Origin of the sequence: Streptomyces sp. Sge12, assembly GCF_002080455.1 — a bacterium.
Classification (GTDB): domain Bacteria; phylum Actinomycetota; class Actinomycetes; order Streptomycetales; family Streptomycetaceae; genus Streptomyces.
In genome coordinates, this window is record NZ_CP020555.1 from 7,558,789 (window position 1) to 7,579,862 (window position 21,074).

18 protein-coding genes are annotated in these 21,074 nt (G+C 68.7%); 10 read left to right on the forward strand and 8 right to left on the reverse strand.

All coding sequences use genetic code 11. From position 1 onward, the window contains the following. Complete coding sequence (locus B6R96_RS38360) at positions 1-2,985, reverse strand: hypothetical protein (RefSeq protein ID WP_237291596.1); 2,985 nt, start codon at positions 2,983-2,985, stop codon at positions 1-3. Between the two features lie 262 nt (positions 2,986-3,247). Next, on the reverse strand, positions 3,248-4,036 hold the full coding sequence (locus B6R96_RS33875; RefSeq protein WP_053703584.1) for a matrixin family metalloprotease: 789 nt from the start codon (positions 4,034-4,036) through the stop codon (positions 3,248-3,250). Positions 4,037-4,973: 937 nt separating this feature from the next. Between B6R96_RS33875 and B6R96_RS37425 the strand changes: the two genes are divergently transcribed. Continuing rightward, on the forward strand, positions 4,974-5,135 hold the full coding sequence (locus tag B6R96_RS37425) for a hypothetical protein (RefSeq protein WP_159396409.1): 162 nt from the start codon (positions 4,974-4,976) through the stop codon (positions 5,133-5,135). A gap of 328 nt (positions 5,136-5,463) precedes the next feature. On the opposite strand, the gene B6R96_RS37430 is transcribed toward B6R96_RS37425, so the two are convergent. Next, complete coding sequence (locus B6R96_RS37430; RefSeq protein WP_159396410.1) at positions 5,464-5,646, reverse strand: hypothetical protein; 183 nt, start codon at positions 5,644-5,646, stop codon at positions 5,464-5,466. 1,709 nt (positions 5,647-7,355) lie between these two features. Further along, entirely contained in the window at positions 7,356-7,559 is a 204-nt protein-coding gene (locus tag B6R96_RS37435) for a hypothetical protein (RefSeq protein ID WP_159396411.1), read from the reverse strand. A 342-nt stretch (positions 7,560-7,901) separates the two neighbouring features. Between B6R96_RS37435 and B6R96_RS37440 the strand changes: the two genes are divergently transcribed. After that, positions 7,902-8,336 carry a hypothetical protein gene (locus B6R96_RS37440; RefSeq protein ID WP_159396412.1) on the forward strand — a complete coding sequence of 145 codons (435 nt, stop codon included), beginning with the start codon at positions 7,902-7,904 and terminating at the stop codon, positions 8,334-8,336. On the opposite strand, the gene B6R96_RS33900 is transcribed toward B6R96_RS37440, so the two are convergent. Further along, complete coding sequence (locus B6R96_RS33900; protein ID WP_081524639.1) at positions 8,294-9,148, reverse strand: hypothetical protein; 855 nt, start codon at positions 9,146-9,148, stop codon at positions 8,294-8,296. The two genes, B6R96_RS37440 and B6R96_RS33900, sit on opposite strands and share 43 nt — an antisense overlap. Positions 9,149-9,234: 86 nt before the next feature. Between B6R96_RS33900 and B6R96_RS33905 the strand changes: the two genes are divergently transcribed. Then, positions 9,235-9,684, forward strand: coding sequence for a DUF3592 domain-containing protein (locus B6R96_RS33905; RefSeq protein WP_159396413.1), 450 nt, complete (start codon positions 9,235-9,237; stop codon positions 9,682-9,684). Positions 9,685-10,644: 960 nt separating this feature from the next. Here the strand turns inward: B6R96_RS33905 and B6R96_RS33910 are convergent. Then, a complete protein-coding gene (locus B6R96_RS33910) occupies positions 10,645-11,634 on the reverse strand; it encodes a hypothetical protein (RefSeq protein ID WP_081524641.1) in 990 nt (329 codons plus the stop codon). A 1,002-nt stretch (positions 11,635-12,636) separates the two neighbouring features. Between B6R96_RS33910 and B6R96_RS33915 the strand changes: the two genes are divergently transcribed. The 7 genes from B6R96_RS33915 to B6R96_RS33945 all read left to right on the forward strand — a co-directional run bounded on the left by B6R96_RS33915 (position 12,637) and on the right by B6R96_RS33945 (position 18,769). Then, a complete protein-coding gene (locus B6R96_RS33915; RefSeq protein ID WP_081524642.1) occupies positions 12,637-13,515 on the forward strand; it encodes an STAS domain-containing protein in 879 nt (292 codons plus the stop codon). After that, complete coding sequence (locus B6R96_RS33920) at positions 13,512-13,922, forward strand: STAS domain-containing protein (RefSeq protein ID WP_053703599.1); 411 nt, start codon at positions 13,512-13,514, stop codon at positions 13,920-13,922. Before B6R96_RS33915 ends, B6R96_RS33920 begins: the two co-directional genes overlap by 4 nt. Beyond that, positions 13,906-14,379: an ATP-binding protein gene (locus B6R96_RS33925; RefSeq protein WP_081524643.1), complete on the forward strand. Its 474-nt coding sequence runs from the start codon at positions 13,906-13,908 to the stop codon at positions 14,377-14,379. The genes B6R96_RS33920 and B6R96_RS33925 overlap by 17 nt, the downstream gene beginning before the upstream one ends. After that, positions 14,364-15,395 (forward strand): SpoIIE family protein phosphatase, encoded by a 1,032-nt coding sequence (locus tag B6R96_RS33930; RefSeq protein ID WP_081524644.1) that lies wholly within the window; start codon positions 14,364-14,366, stop codon positions 15,393-15,395. The genes B6R96_RS33925 and B6R96_RS33930 overlap by 16 nt, the downstream gene beginning before the upstream one ends. After that, positions 15,386-16,648 (forward strand): PP2C family protein-serine/threonine phosphatase, encoded by a 1,263-nt coding sequence (locus tag B6R96_RS33935; RefSeq protein WP_107475632.1) that lies wholly within the window; start codon positions 15,386-15,388, stop codon positions 16,646-16,648. The genes B6R96_RS33930 and B6R96_RS33935 overlap by 10 nt, the downstream gene beginning before the upstream one ends. A gap of 202 nt (positions 16,649-16,850) precedes the next feature. Continuing rightward, a complete protein-coding gene (locus B6R96_RS33940) occupies positions 16,851-17,402 on the forward strand; it encodes a MarR family winged helix-turn-helix transcriptional regulator (RefSeq protein ID WP_237291597.1) in 552 nt (183 codons plus the stop codon). 170 nt (positions 17,403-17,572) lie between these two features. Then, the gene (locus tag B6R96_RS33945; RefSeq protein WP_081524645.1) at positions 17,573-18,769 is read left to right on the forward strand and encodes a PP2C family protein-serine/threonine phosphatase; all 1,197 of its coding nucleotides are present in this window, start codon (positions 17,573-17,575) and stop codon (positions 18,767-18,769) included. Between the two features lie 81 nt (positions 18,770-18,850). On the opposite strand, the gene B6R96_RS33950 is transcribed toward B6R96_RS33945, so the two are convergent. Together B6R96_RS33950 and B6R96_RS33955 are read right to left on the reverse strand one after the other, a co-directional pair. Beyond that, positions 18,851-19,321 carry a MarR family winged helix-turn-helix transcriptional regulator gene (locus B6R96_RS33950; protein WP_078972131.1) on the reverse strand — a complete coding sequence of 157 codons (471 nt, stop codon included), beginning with the start codon at positions 19,319-19,321 and terminating at the stop codon, positions 18,851-18,853. A gap of 172 nt (positions 19,322-19,493) precedes the next feature. After that, positions 19,494-20,666 (reverse strand): PP2C family protein-serine/threonine phosphatase, encoded by a 1,173-nt coding sequence (locus B6R96_RS33955; protein ID WP_081525386.1) that lies wholly within the window; start codon positions 20,664-20,666, stop codon positions 19,494-19,496. Positions 20,667-21,074 lie beyond the last annotated feature (408 nt).

Sequence of the window (21,074 nt, forward strand, 5' to 3'; positions counted from 1 at the left end):
CTACTCCATCGGCGCGAATGCGGCGCAGCGGTCCCGCCAGGGCTGAGCCGTGGGGAACGCCTGGGCGAAGGACGGATCGTTGCCGCCCGAGAAGGAGCGTTCGAGTTTCATCGTCACCGACTCCGAGAAGAAGGCCACCCGTACCCGGACGGTCACGGAGGCATAGCCGTACAGGGTCTTGGGCGGCTGGAACGTGAGACCGAGGAAGAACTCGACCGAGATGTTGACGATGCCGAGGATGTCCAGCTCACCGTAGGCCCGCAGGAAGCCCGTAATGGACGATCCCTTCTTGTCCAGCCGGAGGTACACGCCGGCGGTCACGCTCACGGAGCCGCTGGCGACCCCGAGGTTGAGCGCGACGGCGGCACCGAACTCCACCTGTCCCTCCAGCCTGACGACCTCGCTGGTGTTGACGGTCAGGGCCAGGAAGCCGCCGCCGCCGAACAGGGAGACGGTGGCCAGGAAGGGGTGCTCGCGCGAGGACACCGCGAAGGTGGCCTCCACGGGGTCGCCGTTGAAGGGCAGCCGCACCGAGGCGGACAGGGCCAGGTTCTGGAGCAAGAACACACCCATGGCCACGCTGGGCACGGCGAGGGTGTAGCCGACGTCGATCCCGTCGCTGTCGACGTTGATGCGCGGACCGTTCGCGATCGACGGCAGGTACTGGCGCAGCTCGTCGAGGAACTTCAGCTGGCCGGAGAACCCCACCTTGCCGACCTTCACGTCCAGCGAGGTCGTGGTGCCGGACTTGCTGGTGAACGCGATGCGCTGGAATTCCACGTCGAGCACATCCGCGAACGACAGCGTGAACCGGCTCAGCTCTCCGCGTACCTCGGTGACCGGTGGACCGCTCCCGTCGAGGTTCATCAGCCCGACGCAGCGCAGGTCCAGTGCCGTGTCGGCTGTGGTCTTGAGCGGACCCTCCCGGGTGGGCGTCAGCTTGGGGTGCCAGGTGAGCGTGGTCTCCACCGCGTGCGGTGGCTTGTACTGCCGCCGCAGCACCTTGGTGACCATGCGGGGGACGTCCGTGCCGTCGCCCGCTCCGGCCGGAGGCATGGATACGGAGGGCACCAGCTTCGTCAGGTCGACGAAGCCGAGGAGCCTGGTCGGGCACGGCAGCGGCGGTCCGGATGCGGGCGGATCCGGGGGCGGGGTGAAGAAGGCGGCCGGGTCGAACGTGCCGCTCTTGAACTTCACCAGGTCGCCACCGATCAGACCGGTGGCGCTCGACAGTCCCGTGACCTTGAGGTCCAGCTTGGCGATCCCGCCGGACGCGGTGACGGGCGGGGCGACGGGGACCGGTGTCTTCAGCTGTGCGTAGACCTGCCGGCTGGCTGTCAGACCGTGCTGTACGTACGTCTTGTCGAGCAGCAGGGTGTGGACGGCAGCCCTGGCCGCAACGTCCTCCCGTACCGCATCGTCCTCCTCTGCCGCATCGTCCTCCCGTACCGCATCGACCTTCCGTGCCGCGCCGTCGTCCCCCGTCGCGCCGCGCTCGGCGACGGAGTCCAGGGAGGGGATCCGCGCGTCCACCGAGAGCAGCTCGGGGAGCGCCGCGAGCCGCCCGGCCTTCTCCAGGTCCGCCTGGGAGGCGCTCGACCGCACCGCTCCGATGCGCAGGACCGCGACGTCCACCGTGGTCGATTCAGGATCCGCTCCGGTCGCGGGCGCCAGTTCCAGGCGGCCGGCGGCCGGCAGGTCGGTCTTCTCCGCCTGAGTGTTGAACGCGGCCAGAGCCGCGGACAAGTCGCCGTGGGCCCTGTCCCCGTTCACGAACACCAGCGGCGCTGTGAAGGCGACGAGGTGCCCCCGCAGGTCTTCGGCCGTCAGGCTGAACCGCAGCCGTCCGTCGGCCGCCCCGGGGCCCCGTACCCAGAACCCGACGTCCGTCAGGGGATCGGTGGCGTCGATGACGTCGGCGCTCAGCGGCCCGTTGAGCCGTACCCGCACGAACGGGAAGCCGCGGCGCCCGTTGGGGAGAGCTGCGACGTCCTGGTACGTGACGTCGGGTTGCAGCACGGTCAGGACGCTGGTGCGGACGAGACCATGATCGAGCCGCCGCTCGGTCTGCGTGGTGATCAGCGCGGGGAAGCCGAAGGGCAGGAGGTAGCCGCGCTTGAGCACGTTCACCGTGCTGTCCCGGCCGCCGACGGACTCGTGGCGGTACATGATCACGGTGGTGCTCGCCAGGCCCAGCCAGTTGCCCGTCAGGTCGACGTTCGCACCGAGCGGGCTGAACGTCAGGTCCTGGGCCAGCGCGGGCCGCCCTGCCATCGACGCTCCGATGGCACGGCGGTCACCCGCGGAGAGGGAGCTCATGAACCCTTCGGTGTCGTTGACGACCTCGGCCGGCTTGACCGGCACCGGCAGCCGGGACGGGGTCCCGGGAGGGCCGGACGCGGCGGGCGGGAGGGCGAGGCGCGTGTGCCAGATTCCGACCGCACCGGTCGGGCCGGTGACCGGCTCGGTCGCGTGCAGCCACACCACTTGTGCGGGGGTCTCCGGAGTCAGCCCGAGGCCCCATACGCACTCCAGACGTGCCGAGTCCGTCGCCAGTCCTGCCCAGTTCAGCAGCCCTGCGGCGGTGAACGGGATCGACGCACCGGGCGGCACTCTGAACGAGAGGTCGCTCAGGGCGGCGAACCACGCCTGCTTGACTGCGGTCGACGGGCTTGCCGACGGGGTGGCCTCCTCCAGCGTCGCCTGTGGCGGCATCCGGACGTGGAGGAAGCCCGGCTGGGTGGCGGACTTCGTCACCAGGCGCTGCTGCGCACCCAAACCGGTGCGCAGCAGGTCCCCGAAACGAAACTCGAGCATGAGCATGTCCTCGCGGCGCAGCAGCGTCACGACGATGCCACCCATGTCCATGTCTCGGGTCAGCCCGGCGGCATCCAACTCCTCGACCGTCTGGAACCCGGACGGGCCGAGGCCCACGCCCGGTCCCGACTCGGGCGGCGGTTGATCAGGGTTTTCATACGGGTTCATGTCCGCTCCCCTCGGAAGTGCGCGGGGGCGCGGCGCGGCGGACGCGCACCGCACGCCACGGATGTTTTGCACGTTAGGCGGGGGCCGTCACTCCCGCGTCATCGCCTCCGTCACCGGTGCGGCCGCCGTCGGCGGGCAGGCATACCGCAGAACGGCGTCGTCCCGGATCGGAGTTTCGGGCCCGAACGGCGGAACTGAGCCTGCTGGGGCAGTTGCGGGACACGGCCCGCAGGCGTGACCGTGGTGGGGCGTCGAGTTCGGGCTAGCTGTACAGGTCCTCGGCTCCGGTTATGTCGTCCTGGGTCAGCTTCCGGCGCAAGGTGTTCGAACTGAGGGTAGAGAACATCACCGCGTTGGGCTCGGTGGAGTGTTCCAGGCCGATGATGTGTCCGATCTCATGCAGGGCAACCGACTCCACGTCGTGAGCGCCGGGCTGCGCGCCTATGGCCCAGAATTGTTCTCCGTTGTCGAAGTGCAACGGCTGAGGCAATCCGGGATCCAACAACTCACAATCGGGCGGGAAGTCGGCATGCGCCACCGTCTTGCCCGTCATGTCGTAGTCCGGATCTCTCGTGGGGCGCCACCCGACCATGATGTCCGGGCTGTCCGTCGGGTGAACCTCGTAGAAGCTCGGGGGGGTGTGGATCTCCCAGGTCTCGAATGCGCTGCGAACCGCCACGAACTCGCTGTCCCCGGGAGTGTCCGAGGTTCCCGAGTCGAAGGCGTACGTCAGATCGGTTCGATCCCAGGGGCAGTTCTTGTCCCACTCGATCCCCAGAGGGTCGGGCATGGCGCACCTGGCAGTGGTCATCTGGGCACGTGTCGCTTCGTCGAACTCGTACGTGATCCGTATGGCATGTTGCTGCTGGTACCTGCCGAGGGCCGACGAAACTTCGTCGGTGAGCACGCCGCGACAGGTGTGGTCCTGGCGAAGGTAGCCGAACAGCTGCAGAAAGCTTTCGACCCTCTTGAAAGCCGGGATCTTTTCTCCGTTCCTGACGGTGTCGACCAGTGCGATACCGAAGAACGCTTCTCCTGGAGTTCCGTTCATTGATGCCGCCCCATATATGAGAGCAAATGCTGACGGCCGCACCTCAGCGGCCTTGCGGCTGCTGTACGACCAACGGCGGCAGCACGCGAGGGGTGTGCTGCGTTCCTCGTGATTGCAGAAACGAGGAGTAGGCGGAGTCTCTGCTGTCCAGGCTACTGCGTCTCGGGACTCGGGCGTCCAGTGAGTCTGTCCGCTCGGATGCGCTCCCGCGGCCGCCGAGTTGGGCACAGGACATGCCAGGGCTGCGGCCCGTCATCCCGCCGAGCCGGCTTCGGGGGCCGCCGATGCGGTGAGTGCCGAGCAACGCGCGTCACCGCGTCGTCATCGCGTCGTCATCGTCCCGGCGGCTCCCGTGAGCAGGCGTGGGCCGCCTCTGCCGTACCTCTCCTGGACCGGCTCATCGGGGAACGCCGAGCCGGAAGAGTGGAGTTGCGGGCTCAGGACACGGAACTGAGACTGATTTGTATACGCCCCGGCACGGTCTTGCGCCATGTTCTGCATCGCCGACGAGACCACGATCGGCACCGGCCGAAGGAACGGCATCTTCCATGACGGAATGCTGCTCGAGATCTGGTCGCCCAGGAAAGCAAGGCGAGGACAAGCAGGTCGTCGGGCCAAGCTGACGATGTGGGCCGAGGATGTGACGGGCCGGAAGGCAGCCCTTGGACGATCTCTTGCAGGTTGAGAGAGGAAGGAGTCGTTTTCACGTCGCAGCACCAGCACGAGAAGGAGGAATGAGATGTCTCATCAAAGATCCATGATTGCCCTGGCTTGTGCGTGCGGTATCGCTCTGGGGGCCGTGGGTGTTCCGACAGCTGCACATGCGGACCCCCCGGCAGCCTGCGATCCAGGCGCCAAAGTGTGCTACTTCCACTACATCGAACCTGACGGGACGAAGCACAATGTTCTCAGGCCGTGGAGAAGCTCCTGCTACAACATGACCTACGGGGCAGTAGCCGGCCAGAATCGGACCAATACGAGGATCTACCTCTACAAAGGAGACTGCCAGGACTCCGGATATGCGGCCGCATACATCGACAAGGGCCTGTCCTGGAACGACCCGAAGCACATCTACTACTCCTTCGTCGTGCCTGACTGAGGGAGCAGTACTGCAATGCGCGGTGATGGTTCGCCGTTCTTGAGGCTCCCTCACGTGCTTGCGTCGCACGAACAGGTCGACCAGCCCCGAGGGACTCTCCTCGCGGGAGGTGCCGGGACGGGGCGAGGCGGAGGCCGTCTCCTGAGGTGGGGAGACGGCCTCTGTCTGGTCCTCGTGCGGCTATGGGACGGGAAGGGGTGCCGTGCCGAGTGCCGGGATGGTCCAGCGCCGTCGGCACCGGCCTCGGCTTCCTCCAAAGCCTCCTGCTCCTCGACCGTGTCGTAGCTGGTCCTCTGCGCTCCGATCCCCTGGGTCACGGCATCTGGTGTCAGATCAGGCAAGGGCGCGGCCAGGTGGGACAGCTCCAGAACTCCGGAATGGCCGCACAGGACGTGGGTTCGTGGAATTCGATGAGGTCCAGATGGGCGGGGCTCGTGTGGGGTTCGTAGAAGACGACGTTGACGCTCGGCAGCGCGATCCACAGGCCGCAGGGAGCGTCACGGCCCAGCACGGGGAGAGGCTCCATCACGATGGGCCGCCCGCGCAGCGAGTGCCTGTTCTCGCCCAACGCGGAGCAGCGAGCGAAGAACGTGGGGACACCGCCGGCGAAGCCTCCGTACACGAGCCGGTGAACGCCATCTCCTGGGGTGAACTCCATGACTACGCCGCCCGCGACCCGGCCGCATCGGCGACCCGGAGACATGCCTGGCCTATGCTGCAATGACGCGGGCCCGAGGCCGCCTCGACCTCGGCCGACTGGCCTGGGGTCCATGACCACCCCAACGTCAATCCTGTGTGACACGGTCTCGGTTCTTGCGAATCCAAGGCCCCGTGCGACCGTCACCGCCCGAGCAGGATGGCCGAGCAACGACTGCCGCGCGCCGCGCGTGGGGCAAGTTTGCCGACTCGGTGAGAGCGGCTTCCTCGGACTGCGATGCATCCGCCATGGACTGCACGGCACGTCTTCGGCCCGGCCGTCGCCCCAGCAGCCTGAACAGGCAGGACCACGGCCGAGGGGGCAGACGGATGACGGTGCCGGGTGCCGGCGTCACCGCAGCACCCCGCGGCTCCTGGGAGTCCCGCTGGTCCCACACGCCTCCAGACGCTGTAGCCCTCGAACGATGCTCTTGTTTTTGCTCGTTGCTCGTTGCTCGTTGCGCCGTCGACGATTTCGTCCGAGATGACAGCGGGAGTGGAATCGTCGGCGTCGCGTCGGGCGGCCCTGGCGGGGCGGCCCGTGCGCGCCCGCGCGGTCGAGCCGGCCTGCCCCATCGCCTGAGCGTTGTAGTTGGCCGAAGTCCGCAACGACGTCCACCGGCCGATCGGGAGTCTCGACAGGGCCGTGTGCGCGAGCGCGGGAAAGGGGGCGCAGGGATGTCTCGCCAATTATCCGGTCGCTCGGGCCGAGCAGGATTGCCGGCCGGCTGTGGCGGCAGCCTCCAGTTTGTGGCCGTCGAGGAGGAAGTGGGTCAGGCCTCAGCGCACGGAATAGTCGTCTCCTCGGTCGATGGCGGGCTGGCACACGTCCAGCGCGGGGATCGCCACCGCCGTGGGGACCGTCCCGCGCTCCACCGAGTACTGAGCGTGTATCTGGCCGTCTGGGGGTTACGGGGCTCAGTCGCAGTAACTCTGGTGGCAGAGCGCGGTCACGGGGGCCGGTGACGCCGTGCGCGGCGTGGCACAGCTCCGCCATGTCCGCGGCCCCCGACCCTGGCGCGCGTCGTACCGGGCGGTGCGGCGGTGCGGGCGTTGGTCGATTCGCCTTCCTGGGCCTGGGTTGGGCGGCGGGGCGTACGGCAGGCCGGGGCGGGAGCACGGTCGGCGTCGGTTGGAGGCACGGTCGCAGACTCGCGCATGGGGGAGAGGGGCAGCGGGCTCCGGTGTCCGGCCGTGCGGGCCGGGGTGGATGGTGACGCATCCTGACGCGGGCAGCGCGGTAAGGGGCAGGCCAGCGACGCATGCCGCCCGTTGTCGCACCAGCCCCCGTAGGGCGCCTGCGACGGGCCCGCTGCGCCCCTCGGATTTGATGACGCGATGCTGCCCTGCAGAGCCGTCTCCGGCAGGTATGGCAGAGCCTGGAAGAGGGGCAGGCAAGCCGTGAGGGAGGCCCTTGGTGACGCTGAGACCGCCGGTTGAGGCGATGCTGGCGCATGCCACGGAAGCTGTGCCGGGTCCGTCAGCTGCGAACCTGTCGGCTTCGCGTACGGGGTGTTCAGCGGTTCATTCTGCCGGAGGGGTGTATCCCCAGGTCACGGGGGCCGCTGCTGGGGGGTCCGGCTCGTACGAGACGGTGATCTCGTCGGTCGTCGGGTCCGCCATCGCCGTCGTGGCGGGAAGGACGACGCCTCCCGTGACCGCCACGGCCGCCGCCGCGATCGTCGCGACCTTCAGGCGCACGGAGTTCTTCCGGATCTTGCGAGCCATGGATTTCTCCCGGTGGTAGTGAAGGGCTCCCATCTGGCGCCCTTGGCTTCGATTCCAGTAGGCCGGAGCCACCCCCGCGGGGTCGTGCACCGGGATTTCGGGACTTGACACCGCCGGGGCGGCCGAACCCGTTGGTCTCGCGGTGGACCGGCGTGCTCCTTCCCTCGATGCCCTCCACTCCGGAAACATCCGTCCAGGTCTGAAGCCATTCCCGCACCTTGGCCGGGTCGGTGGTGATCGGGCAGAGCGTCCCGGGGCAGCTGCTTCGGGAGAGCGCGCCGCTCCGTGTACGGGCGCGATAGCAGTTCGTGCCCGTCGAGCTGTCGGACGTCAAGGCGGCTCTTGCAGCAGGACGGCCAGGAATGGCTTCAGACCCGGACGGACGTGTCGGGCGTGGAGGGGGTCCTGATCAAGCCCCTGAACAGCCGCTATCTGCCCGGCCACCGCGGCTGGACCAAGATCAGAAGGCGGGACACCACGGAGGCGATCGTCGGCGCGATCACCGGCACCCTGACCCGCCCGCAGCTCCTCGTCGTCGGCCGCCACGACCGGCGGCGGGCTGCGCGCGGTCGGCCGGACCGTACCGCTGTGCCCGGACGCCGCCCGGCAGGTCGCTGGGGGCACCTCACCGAGGCCGCGCCCGGACATCCATGGACAGGGGTGAAGCTCTCGGCGACGCGGGGGAGCCGAGCCGTCCGTGCCGCTGCGGCACGACCCGATGCGCAGGACGAGGATCAGCCTGTGAAGGCGGGGAGCACGAGCTGGTACGTCCCGTAGTTCATGAACCCCGAGATGACGGCGGCGACCGTCGAAACCACGAGCATGAGCACCCTGTCGCCCGTCGGAGGGCAGACGATGGCGTACGCGGGGTTTTTCGGGTGGTAGGCGATCCGGACCGCCTTCCCCTTGTTGTGGCCGAGGATGTAGCGGGTCACGCCGTCGGTGGCCGAGAACGCGTGGACGGTGTCGCCGTCGTCCTCCCGGAACACCTGACGCCCCTCCACAGTGATGCCGTAGCGGGGCAGGTACCAGTCCCGCCACACCATCGCGAACAGCATCACAACGAAAAAGGTGCAGGCCACGCCCGACGCCCCGAGCAGCAGCGTCGCGATGCCTCGACTCCAGTCCCCGTCCAGCACACCGACGACGACGGCCAGGGCCGCGATGGCCGCGCAGCCGGTGTACATCAGCCGGATGCCGTGGGAGGGCAATCCGACGCGGACCAGGTTCTCGTCCGCTTCGTCTTCGCCCTCGTCACCGATGACCAGGCTTCGGACCCCGACCAGCGTGGAGCCGTCGAATGTCTCCTCGTCCGGGGTCCGTTCCGGCAGAGCGGCGTTCACCGCGTCGGCGAAGACACCTGCGGCGGCCGCGCTGACGTCGATGACGCGGTACACCGTCGGATCGACTCCCGCCGGAGCGGTCAACTCCAGGAGGATGTCGCGCCGTTCGGCATGGACCCGGGCGATCGCGGCGAACGGTATGCGCAGCTCGGCGTCCGGACGCCGCAGCAGCAGCTCCTCACCGGTGGAGCGGAGTTCGGTGCCCCTGTCGCCAAGGAGGACGGGGACGGGCGAAGAGATCGACATGCGCGTGATCGTAGGTGGCGAAGTCCCTGCTGGTGAAGAGTCTGCGGGGCTTTCGGATTGAACCTGTGGTGCCGTACCGTCCGTCTGTGAACCTGGTGATGACCGTGCTCCTCCTTGCCGTCGTCGCATCCGCGGCCTTCTGTTTCTTCGGCCTGATGCTGATCAAAGGCGAAGGAGCGGAGCTCAAGAAGATGACGGAGCTGTACGAATCAGGCGTCGAGGTGCGAGCGGAGCTGGTGAGCCTCGTGCCGTTCGGTACCGACGGTTACGCGAGCGCTGTCTACGAGTGGCAGTCCCCGGAAGGCTCCGGCCGGCACCAAAAAGGTGCGAGCGTGGGCCACGCCCACGTCGTCGGAGAGAGCTACCCCCTCGTCTTCGACCCGCAGAACATAAGGCGGGTGCACCTGGGGACGAAGGTCGCGGTCCGCAGGGAGCGCAAGCGCCGCCTGGGCTACGTACGCAACGCCCGGCGAATGGCCCTCCTGGCCCTCGCGGGCGGCGCCTTGGCGACGGTGGGGCTGATCATCAGCCCCTGACGGCCGTCAAGGTTCGAACGCGGCCGCTGGTGACAACCACTGGCGGGCTGCATGTGATGACCAGCGGCCGGCCCTCCCCAGGCGGGGCGGGCGTACCGGCTGCACGGCGAGTTCGGCGACCCGGATGAAGTGCTGCGGCGACCGTCCTGACTTACTGGCAAGCTGCTCGGAGCGCCAGCTGCCCGGTCCGGGGTCGATCCGAAGGGCTGGAGGCCGACACCGTGCGGGTGGCGGCCTCCGCCGCTGGGCGGGCGCGTGGAATCCCGGCGGCCTCGGTATCGGGGTCAGAAGTCGCTGGTCCGGATCAGCGCGTGGAGTTCGCCGTCGTACTGCGGGGACGAGCAGCGGGACCGCCGCCTCTGCTGACTGGCCGGTGCCTGGAGCGACGCTTTCCCCGCGGCCCTCTGGTGTGGGCGTACGCGCCGGAGTGCGCCCCGGGTTTCGTCTGGGGCCCGAGGCCCCGCTCAGGAGGACCGCGTCCCGGCTCGGTGACGACGGCCTCCTCGCCGGTCCAGCAATCGCCACCAGGCCGGAGAATCCGACGGCCGGACGTGCCAGGTCGGTACGGTCCTTCGCGGGGTGGGGCCGGCGCGCGGGACGGCGGCGAGGAGCGCCAGGCTCTCGCGGATGTCGCCCGGGACTGTGGCGGGGGCATCGGCGGCGTAGAGGTGATCGTTCTGCGGCGCCGCGCACCCTCACCTCGCGACATCACGGCGAAGCGCCGGCGCACGTGCGCCATCGGCCATTCAGCTGCTGGGAACGGGCCGCGTAGCGGGCTGCGATCTCGGCCACCTCGTCCGCGTCAGCGCCTTGGCCTGGAGAGCGGTGGCGTCCGCCGTCCACTGCTCCTTCAGCGCCTTCAGGCGCTCGGAGTCAGGGCTCGGCAGCCCCGCTCCCCATGACGGCACTCGCGACCGTACCGGCGCGGCCGCCCCCTTTTTCGGATTCGTCAGGTCGTCGTCAGAGTGTGAAGGACAGCTTCCCTGACACGCTGACGCCGTGCTGACGGTCCCTGGTGCCGTCGTTCGACGGGCGTGTGCAGGCCCAGTCCAGAATGTAGGGCTGACCCGGACTGAGACGTTCCTTGAACTTCAGAGTCATGCCGAGGTATCCGCCCACGGTCACCTCTTCGCGCAGGTGCTCAAGGCGGTTGGCGTCCGACAGATAATGTCCCGCTCCGTCCGGCCTGCGCAGGGTGCCCACCCCGATGACCTGTGCCTGATCGGCCCGGCCCCAGGCCCCGATGATGCTGATCCCGTACCAGGAGAACAGGTCGGCGGCGATGTGCAGTTCCAGCCCCGCTTTACCGTCAGACCCTACAGAGCTGATCTGGGCGGTGGCCTTGGCGTTGATCTTCTGCACGCCCGTGTCCGACTTCTCCGTGCGCACTCCGTCCGTCGGGTCGGACAGCACCTTGCCGTCCGCCAGTGCCCTCTCCCTTTCGGAGGGGAACCGGTAGGCGGCCACGAAGGAACACTTCTCTGCAGGGTCGCCGCTGGTGAACCTGTATCCCAGACGCTGCGCCGCCGCCATGGCGTCCCTGCCCCCTTCCTTGAACTCCGGCCCGTCGAAGAAGCTCGGGTCGTCCGGCAGCAGGAGAAGCGGCCCGGTCAGCGGGGCGGATGCAAGTTCCTGGCGGGACTTTCCCTCGAGCTCCTTGTTCGTCAGGTCGACCTTGCCGCCGGTCCACGCCCTGGACCACCCGGCGCCCCGCATCTCGCGGATGCTCCTCTCAAGCGCGCTGCCTGTGCCGTCCGAGATGAAGACCGCCAGTCCCGTCGGCGTCATGCTGTACTGCTTGCCGGTTGAAGCATCAGTGGTCTTCGCTGCGCTCGCGGCCACGGCCGGCACGCCCTTGGCGACCGCATCGGCGTAGGACATGCCCTGTCGGTCACTGTCGCCAAGTTTGGCCCTGGCCTCGGGGTGGTTCAGCAACTCGTAGTGGAGCATCGTTTGCCTTTCGTTGACGGAGCTGCACGCACAGCTCTCTTGCAGGATCGGCGCCGCTCAGGCCGACTCGGCTCGTTGCCCTCCGAATGGAGCACGGCACACACCCCCAGATTCACGCCTGCGAGCTTTCACTCCGCCGTTTCGGTGTTGTCCGCCTTCATCGCCACGAAGCTGCGCCGGAAACTTGCCGCCGACGACGCCGAGCGCCTGGGGTGGGGCTGAGGCGTTCGTCGCGTTCGATGACCACGAAGGAGGGGGCTGCGCTTGAGGAGATGCAGTGGAACCGACGGTGACAGCCCTTCGCGGCATGACTGCCTGGAGCAGCCCTGGGCAGGTGCCGTGCTCCCCTGAACCGTCTGCCTTGCCCCCACGGGCTCTTGGGCCCCGGGCGGCCGCATCCTTACAGGTGAGGAAGGCGGACGTCACTTCGGTGGAAGGGCGGCGGCCGCTTTGCGGCCCAGTTGCAGCCTCTGTTCAGGACGTGGCCGTCGAGGACTTCTCCCGCCACGGCGAGCCGGCCTTTCGAGATCCGGCCGCGGACAGCACTGCCCGGCCTGCTGCTTCCCGTCAACACGGACATGAGCGGCTTCTGAACGCGGCCGTGGAATTGAGAGTGTCGTGCATCACGATGCAGGCCGAGCGCGACCGGCGCCCGCGCCGTCGCCCACTGCGCTCGGACCCGACCGCCCGTACGCGGCCCATCGGGGCCGTACGGGTGAGTGGCAGCGGCCGTTGTCCCTGGCCATAGCCACAGCCCTCCGCATAGCCGAGCCACCCGTGGCGTTGGCCCCTGTTGGGAAGCAGACGCGGCCATTCGGGCCGTGAGTGGCGGTGCACGGCCGGGCGCCGTGACGGGGCTCGGCGGGGGGCGGGGTTCCCCTTACCTGGATGCCGTGCGTATATTTGCCGCACGACAATAGTTGCGCGTGCGGGGTATTTGGTGAAGCTCGTCCCGCGCGTCGCTCGCCTTGCGGGGAGCGCCAAGGATGGTGAAGGAGCCAGATGAGCAGCAGTACGGCCGACGTGCGACAGCGTCTCACGAAAGTGCTGCAGGAGCGCGCTGAGGCGGTGGCGGACTGTTGGGTGCGGCTGCAGCTGGATCAGGCCGAATTGGGAAACGGCATGGGTGAGGGCGAGCTCAGGGAGGAAGCAGACCGCCTCGTGTCCGCCCTTCTGGCGGGCCTGGGGACTTCACTGCCTGTGAAGCAGGTGGTGACCGCTCACGCCGACCTGAACCGAGCCGTGACCGAGATGTCTCTGCGTCGAGCCCGTGCGGGAGCCACCCCGACGGCCACTTTCCTGGCGGTCCTCGCTCTGAAAGAGGCACTGCTGGAAGCGGTGCAGCACAACACAGAAGACGCCGGGAACCTCTTCGCGGCCGCGCTCTTGGTCAACGAACTCCTCGACGCGGCAGGGGCCCTGTCCTTCGCCACCTATGTCGAAGGACGAGAGGAGATCATCCGCCGACAGAGCCGTCAGCTGCTGGAGGTATCGACCCCGGTGGTACGGCTGTGGCACCAGATCCTTGCCGTTCCGCTGATCGGTACCCTCGACACCGCGCGTGCCCAGGTGGTGATGGAGAACCTTCTCCAGGCCATCGCAGAGCACGAGGCACAGGTTGCGATAATCGACATCACTGCTGTTCCGACGGTCGACACCGCGGTCGCCGAGCACCTGATGCACACCGTCCACGCGGTGCGCCTCATGGGCGCGGACTGTGTCATCAGCGGCATCCGGCCGTCGATAGCGCAGACCATCGCCCAGCTCGGCATCGACCTGTCCGGCATTCTCACCAGGGCCACTCTCTCCGACGCCTTGTCCGAGGCTGTGAAGATCACCGCCGGAGCCGGTCCGGGACCGCAGAGCCTGGTTTCCCGGTGACGCCCCGCCCACCGGTCGCGGTCCCCATCCTGCGTCTGGGGGACGTCCTGGTGACCGGCTTCCTCGACAACCTCGACGACCGGACCGCGGTCGCGTTCAGCCTGGAACTCACCGAACGCATCGCGCAGGACAGGGCCCGCGGTGTGCTCATCGACATCTCCCGTCTGGAGATCATCGACTCTTTCGCGGCCCGCACCCTCATGGAAGTCACCGCCATGGCCCGCCTGATGGGAGCCCGGCTGATTGTGGCCGGCATGCGGCCCGCGGTGGCCGTCACGCTCGTCGAGCTGGGCCTGGAACTCACCGGAGTCGAAACCGCTGTCCACGCAGAACAGGCCATGTCCGTTCTGGGATGGCATTCGAGCCAGCAGCCCCTGAAGGGGGCCCCATATGACACAGCGAGCTGACAGCGTCCACGCACCCGCATCCGCCCCTCCCGCCCCACCCATTCCCGATGAGCCCGCCGATCCCGTGCAGCTCGCTCTGCGTACTGAGGAGGACCTGCTGTCGGTCCGCCATGCAGTACGTGCCGCGAGCCTCGAAGCCGGCTTCGGGATCGTGGACCAGACACGGGTGGTCACCGCCGCCAGTGAACTGGCCCGCAACGCCTACGTTCACGGCGGAGGAGGAACGCTGGTGATCGAGCACCCGCGCCAGGACGGCAGACGAGGACTGCGGCTGACGATCACCGACAGCGGCCCCGGGATCGGCGACATCCAGCAAGCCCTCGCCGACGGGTTCACGACCGGCGGCGGACTCGGCCACGGCCTGGGCGGCGCGAAACGCCTGATGGACGACTTCGCCGTGCAGAGCACGCCAGGTCAGGGCACGACGGTGACGGTCACCCGATGGGCACGCCCGTGACCCTGCCTTTCGCGGCCCCGACCGCGTACATCCGAATCGACCACTACAGCGCCGTACACCTTGCGGCGGAAACCGCCCGCACCGCCGCGAAGGCGTGCGGCCTCTCCGGTGCCCTACCGGACCGGGCTGCGGTCGTCGCCTCCGAACTCGCAAGCAGCGTGGTCAAACACGCCACCGACGGCGCCCTCTACATCCAGCCGCTCCCGCTGGGCGGCGGCCTGGAGATCCTTGCCGCCGACCACGGCCCCGGCATGCCGCAACTCCAGCGGTGCCTCACCGACGGATACAGCACCACCAGCACCCTCGGCGCCGGCCTCGGCGCAGTCAAGCGCATCGCGACGTCCTTCGCGATCGAGACCCACCCCGGCACCGGAACCCTGGCCTGCGCCCGACTGGCTCTCCCCGGCGACCTGCAAGCCGCCCGACAGGAGACAGGACTCGTCTGCCTGCCCGCTGACAAGGAAGCGCAAAGCGGAGACACCGCCGCGGTCCTGGAGACCGGCACAGTCCGCACCGCGGCCGTCATCGACGGACTGGGCCACGGCCCCGAGGCCGCCGAAGCCGCCCGAAGCGCTCTGCGTTCCTTCCACGCCGCCGCCGAAGCGCCCCTCCCCGACATCCTGACCGCCATGCACCGAGCCTTGCGCCACAGCCGGGGCGCCGCGGTCGGCATCACCCGCCTGTACGTCGACCGGGCCGAATACTGCGGCATCGGCAACGTACGCCTGGTCACCCTCTCCCACCAGCAGGTGCACGACCGCGTGAGTGGCCAGCCCGGCGTTGTCGGCTGGCGCATGCCCGCTCCGTCGGTGCGCCGGCTTCGCCTGCCGCCAGGAACAACGATCCTCATGCACACCGACGGCATCGACCCGCGGTGCTCGCACACCCCTTCGGACTTCACACTGCGCCTGCCCGTTCCGCTGCTCGCGGCAGCGATCGCACACCGTTACCGCCGCTTTCAGGACGACGCCACCGTGCTGACGGCCCGCCCGCGACGGGAGGCCTCGTGCACCTGAACCGCTATGCCACGTCGGCCTCGCTCCGCCAGGCGGTCAGGTCCCTGGCCCGGGACCATCGGCTGCCGGCAGATGTCCGCGGCCGCCTGGTGCTGTCGGTGACCGACCTCGCCGAACCCGAGTTCCGTGCCGGCCGGTCCGTCGCTCTCACCGCGTCGTGCGAGAGCGGACCGGGCGACGGAGGCCTGCTGACCGTCACCTTCCATGCGTCCCGGATCGCAGGATCTGTCGTTCCCGGCGATCTGCCCCTTCCCGCACCGGCGATCTCCGGTCATACGGCGACCTGGCACATCTCGACGCCTGCCGTCGACCCGCCGTGTACGGACGATCACCGCTTGGCGCCCTCGCCCGTCGGCTCGCAGGTACCGCCGACCGTCGAATCGTGCGACAGCGACGAGGAAATGCGCGCCGCGCTCGCCCGGGCCGACAGCCTTACCGCCGAATACCGTCTCCTCAAGCACGAACTCGCCGAGACCAACGCCGGAGTCGTCGCCCTCTACGTGCAGCTCGAGGAGCAGGACGAGCGGCTGCGCCAGGCGTACGGAGAGGTCCTGCGGGAATTCGAGGACGCCCTGCGGCCACCGCCACCTGTCGTCGCGGGCCTCCAGCTCGCGGTCCACTACGCGCCCGCCGACCCCACCGCCCCCACGGGCGGCGACCTCTACGACTGGTTCATCCTGCCCGACGGCACCCTCCACATCACCGTCGTGGACGCGGTCGGCCACGGCGTACGCAGTACCCGCAGCGCCCTCAACGTCACCCACGCCGTGCGAACCCTGGCCCTCGAAGGCCATCCGCTGCAGTCGATCCTGGCCCGCACCCACGACATCCTCATGCCGTTCGACCCGAAACTGATGGCGACCGTGCTCCTGGTTCGACTCGATCCCGCCAGCGGAGAAATGCAGATCGCCAACGGAAGCCATCCGCCCGCGCTGCTGGTGCGTGCCGACGGCAGCGCGCAGTATCTCCAGGTGCGTGGCCGCGGCATCGGGTTCCCCTTTCCCGGAAGCGACGACGTCCTGTCCATGCCCCTCGCCCCGGGAGATCTCCTACTCCTCTACACCGACGGCCTCACGGAAAGCCGCAAAGACCTGCTGGAGGGTGAGATCCGGCTGGTCCAGGCCGCCCAGACCCACGCCCACCGCACCGTGGCCGAGATCCCTTCCGCCATCGCTGCCGACATGCACACCATCGTTCTCCACGCGGATGACACCCTGGCCATGGCGTTTCGCCGCAGCCTTCCGCCTCCTTAGCCTTCCGCCTCCTTGAACAATGACAAGCCCGTTGCGAGAGCGTGTTCTGCCTCCTGCCGTTCTCCGACCGGTGACTCTCGGCTAGCCTCATACCCAGCGGCGCAAGCCGCTGGACCGGACCTCCCCGACTCCGGGCGGGTCCGGCCGGCCCCGTTCCCGCCGCACGCCGGCTCCCAGCTCGTCCAGCGAGAGGTACCAACAGGTGCTCGACAACGAGGCGACTGACAAACAGGTACCCGGGTGGCCGGGCGAGGAAATGCCCCGCATCGCGCCATCGGTCAGCCGCGAACAAGTGGCCCTTGAGGCGTGCAGGCTTCTGGAAATGCTGGAGGTGCTCTGGGGTCGAAGCGGAGAAGCCTCGAGCCTCCCTCCGGTCTCCCCGTCGCAGCTCCGCGTGCTGACCGTGATCGAAAAATGGGACGGCGTGAACCTGCGCGACCTCGGCGAAGCGCTCGGCTCCACGCCGCCTTCGGTCAGCCGTCTGTGCGACCGGCTGGAAGCGGCGGGCCTCATCCAGCGCTCTCGCGGGACGGCCAACCGCCGTGAAGTCGAACTCAGACTGAGCCCCGGCGGACACAGGGCGCTCAAACAGATGCGCGCCTGGCGATCGGGTGAGATCGAGGCCGTCCTGACGAGGGTCCCCGAAGCAGACCTCGGAGCTCTGGCCGAAAGCCTGCAGACTTTCCGCACTGCGGCACGCCTCCACATAGGCCCCGAGGAGACCGGACACAGCACGGGCAGCAGAACCGCCTGACAGCCCGCCCGACAAGACAAAAGCCGCCGAGCGACCGGCACACCCTCACAGGTTGCACCCGTCCGACCCCGCTCCGCACCCCGCTGCGGGGCGTGAACACGACACGCACCCGGCTGGGCAGCTGGACTTCACGCCGACGGGGGCACATGCAGGTCATGAGGGAAAAGGCCATGAGAAACCGTTCAGAAGTCTGGCTCGGTGCCGCGGAGAGCGCGCTGAGGGCCGCGCCCCCTACCGCGCTCCTGCCGGCGGCCGGCCGCCTGCTGGCCACCTACCTGCAGGCGAGCGAGGTGACCCTGCTGCTGGCGGACTACGGCCTTTCCGTCCTCCAACCGGTCACGCAGCTGCCCCACACCGGATCCCAGGTCCCGGTCCGCGACGGCTCGGCGGCCGGCCGGGCTTTCGCCGCCCAGGCGCCGGTCGTCGAGGTCACCGACGCCCCCGGCATCGTGATCGCCCACCTGCCGGTCACCGTGCGCGGCGACCACCTGGGCGTGCTCTCCGTGCGCCTTCCCGAGCCCGCCGAGGGTGCTCTGCGCACGCTGGAACTCGCCGCCTTCGCCACAGCCCTGGGGCATGAGCTGATCGTGGCCGAACGGGACACCGACCTCTACCTGCAGGCCCGCCGCCGTCGGCGCCTCACCCTGGCCGCCGAGATGCAGTGGCAGCTTCTTCCGGGCCGCGGACTGAGCCGACAGGAGTACACCCTCGGCGCCCACCTGGAACCGGCCTACGCCATCGGCGGGGACAACTTCGACTGGAACACCACCGACGATGTCTTGACTGTCACGTGCACCGACGGTCAGGGGCACGGCATCGACGCCGCCCTGCTGACGAACCTCGCCGTCAGTGCACTGCGCAACGCCCGCCGCGCCGGCGTCCCCCTCGAAGAGCAGGCCTCTCTCGCCAGCGAGGCGGTGTATGCCCAGTACGGCGGGAAACGCAGCGCACCGACGTTGCTGCTCAGCCTTGACCTGGGCACAGGCTCAGGCCAGGCCGTGGACGCCGGCTCCCCGCAGGTGTTCCGGGTACGCGACAGCCTGGTGGAACGGGTGGCCCTCGAAACCCAGACCCCGCTGGGAATGTTCCAGGAGACCGAGTACCGCAAGACGCCCTTCAGTGTCGCCCCGGGGGACCGGCTGGTCATCGTCAGCAGCGGCGTGCATGGTTCCCAGGGCCAGGACGGCCGTGCCTTCGGTGAGCGCGCCCTGCGCGAGACCATAGCCGCCACCCAGAGATCCTCGACTCAGGAAACCGCCCAGGCACTCGTCGACGGGCTCGTGCAGTACCACGGAGGCAGCGACCTCACTCAGGACGCGGCGGTGATCTGCCTGGACTGGCGGGGAAGGCAGCCTCTCGAGGCCTGAGCACTGCGTCGTACCTCATCAGCGGCGCCCGCCGGCAGACGGACTCCACGCCGGGGGGGGGGGGGAGAGAACCCCGCGCGCTCACTGCCTGCGGTCAGGCGGGGCCGTTTCTGCTGCCCGGGTGAAGGCTCGCAGACCGCTCAGGAGCTCCTGGCACTGCTCGACCGGTACATGTCCGAGAACCTCATAGATCGCTCGGCTGCGCTGGACCAGCAGTACGTCGATGGCCTGGCGACCGTGCTCGGTCAGTGTCAGGACGATCTCACGTCGGTCGGAGTCGGCGCGGTCGCGGCGCAGCAGCCCGGCGGCCTCCAGCCGGTCGCAGAGCCTGCTGGTAGCGGGAGCCGTCGCGGCGATTTCCTCGGACAGGCGGGTGAGATTGATCCCGGGCGAACCCCGTACCCCCACCAGCGCCCGCAGCTGCAGAGCCGACAGGCGCGGAGGAGCGCTCTGAGCCGCCCGCTCCCAGAGGTCCATCAAGGCCCCAGCAGCCTCGGCCACCCCGCAGGCCATCTCGTACAGCGGATCTTCGGGCGGTTCCGCACGGCTCACTGTTGGCGTCACTCCCTAGGCAGATGCCGGTCCCTTCAGGAAGGCGCCGCCGGTGACAGGTTCTAGATCTGAACGGATATGCCTCGTCTGCCCCCTGCCAGGAAATTATCCCCGCCGCGCGCAACATGCGCCCCGCCACGCAGCCACGGTGCCGCCGTGTCCCGCGTACGTCTCAGCTCGCGGCGGCCCGACCGAACCAGTCCATGCACAGGACCATCGCATCGTCATCGGCGTCGGCGGCCCGGTAGGCCGTCAGTTCCTCGAGGATCGCCCGGGGTACCGCGGCGGCCGGCAGCAAGCTGGTGGCCTGGATCGCCCGGGCCAGAGCACGCTCGCTGTACGCCTCACCCCCCGCGCTTGCGGCCGCATACACCCCGTCACTTACGAAGACCAACCGGTCACCGGGCAGGGCCTGAAACTCCTGCGCGGTGTACGGCGACTCCTCGAACATCCCCAAGGGGAACTGCGCCTCGAACTCGAGGCGCTCCACGCACCTGTTCCGGTACCGCCACAGCTGGGGAGACCCGGCATCGACGACCTGCGCGCGCCCGGAGTTCAGCTCGAAGGACAAAAGGAGGGTGGATACGTACTCGCGCCCCCGGTACTGCCCGTAGAGGGCCTGGTCGGCCAGCGCCGCCTGGTCGGCGATGCCGACACCGGCACGCCGGGCGTTGCGCAGCGCATTGACGGCAAGATTGGTCAGGAGCGAAGCCCGGATCCCTTCCCCCATGCCATTGGTCACCGTGAGGGTGAGGGTCTCGGCGCTGGTGGACCAGTCGAAGTTGTCCCCGTGGATGTCGTACGCCGGCTCCAGCTGAGCTCCGATGGCGTACTCCGGCCGGGAGCATGCCCGTGCCGGCAGTAGCTGCCACTGCATCTCGGCCGCCAGGGTGAGACGGCTCGCACGGCGGGCCTGGAGATACAGATCGGTGTCGCGTTCGGCCACGACGATCTCGTGCCCCAGCAGCTCTGCCAGGTCGGTCAGCTCGCCGACGGTCTCGGAGGTACACGCATCCTTTGGCATGCGCACCGTGAGGATGCCCAGGCGATCGCCGCGGACGGTCACCGGCAGGTGAAGGTCCACGGCACCGTCCTGCGCCGCGTATTGCCCGTACGGCTCCTGACTGCCGAACGCGCGGCCCTCCGAGCTGGCGTGAACAGGCAGCGGCTCCGCCGTGTACGGCAGAGCGGTCACCGGCTGCAGGACGGTGAGGCTGTAGTCGGCCATAAGGAGTTCTACCTCCAGCGCGCGGAAATGCTCCATCAGGGCAGCGCGCACCGTGCGGAAGAGGTCGTGAGGCGCCGCCGTGCGCAGCGCACGTTCCACGGCCAGGAAGTTCGTCATGGTCAGGGTCATTTCTTCGAGAAGCGCTGGTTGGGTCAGCAGACATCCTCGGATGGACCACTGGATGCGGCGATCGTCTTCAGGAAGTGCCCGTACACCGGCAGATCCTGAGACCGTCCTGTCCCGTTTCGTTCCGAGCCGGTATGTGCCTCTGCCGACATAGTTGTCATGTGACAACTATCAACTCTACCGTCTTTCGCGGCCAGAGAGCGGAACGTGCGTTGAGCAGTGGGTCCTCACAAGGGGAGTTCGCGCGGGCTGCTCCCCAGGCACGATCACGGCACCGGCTCGAGGTCGGGGCCACCGGCTTGAAGGCGTTGCGGACGAGCAGGCTGTCTCGGGGACTTCGCCGGCGAGGGTGAAGGTGAGGGGGCGCCGTCGTTGTGGGCCGGAAGGCTTTCCGCCGCC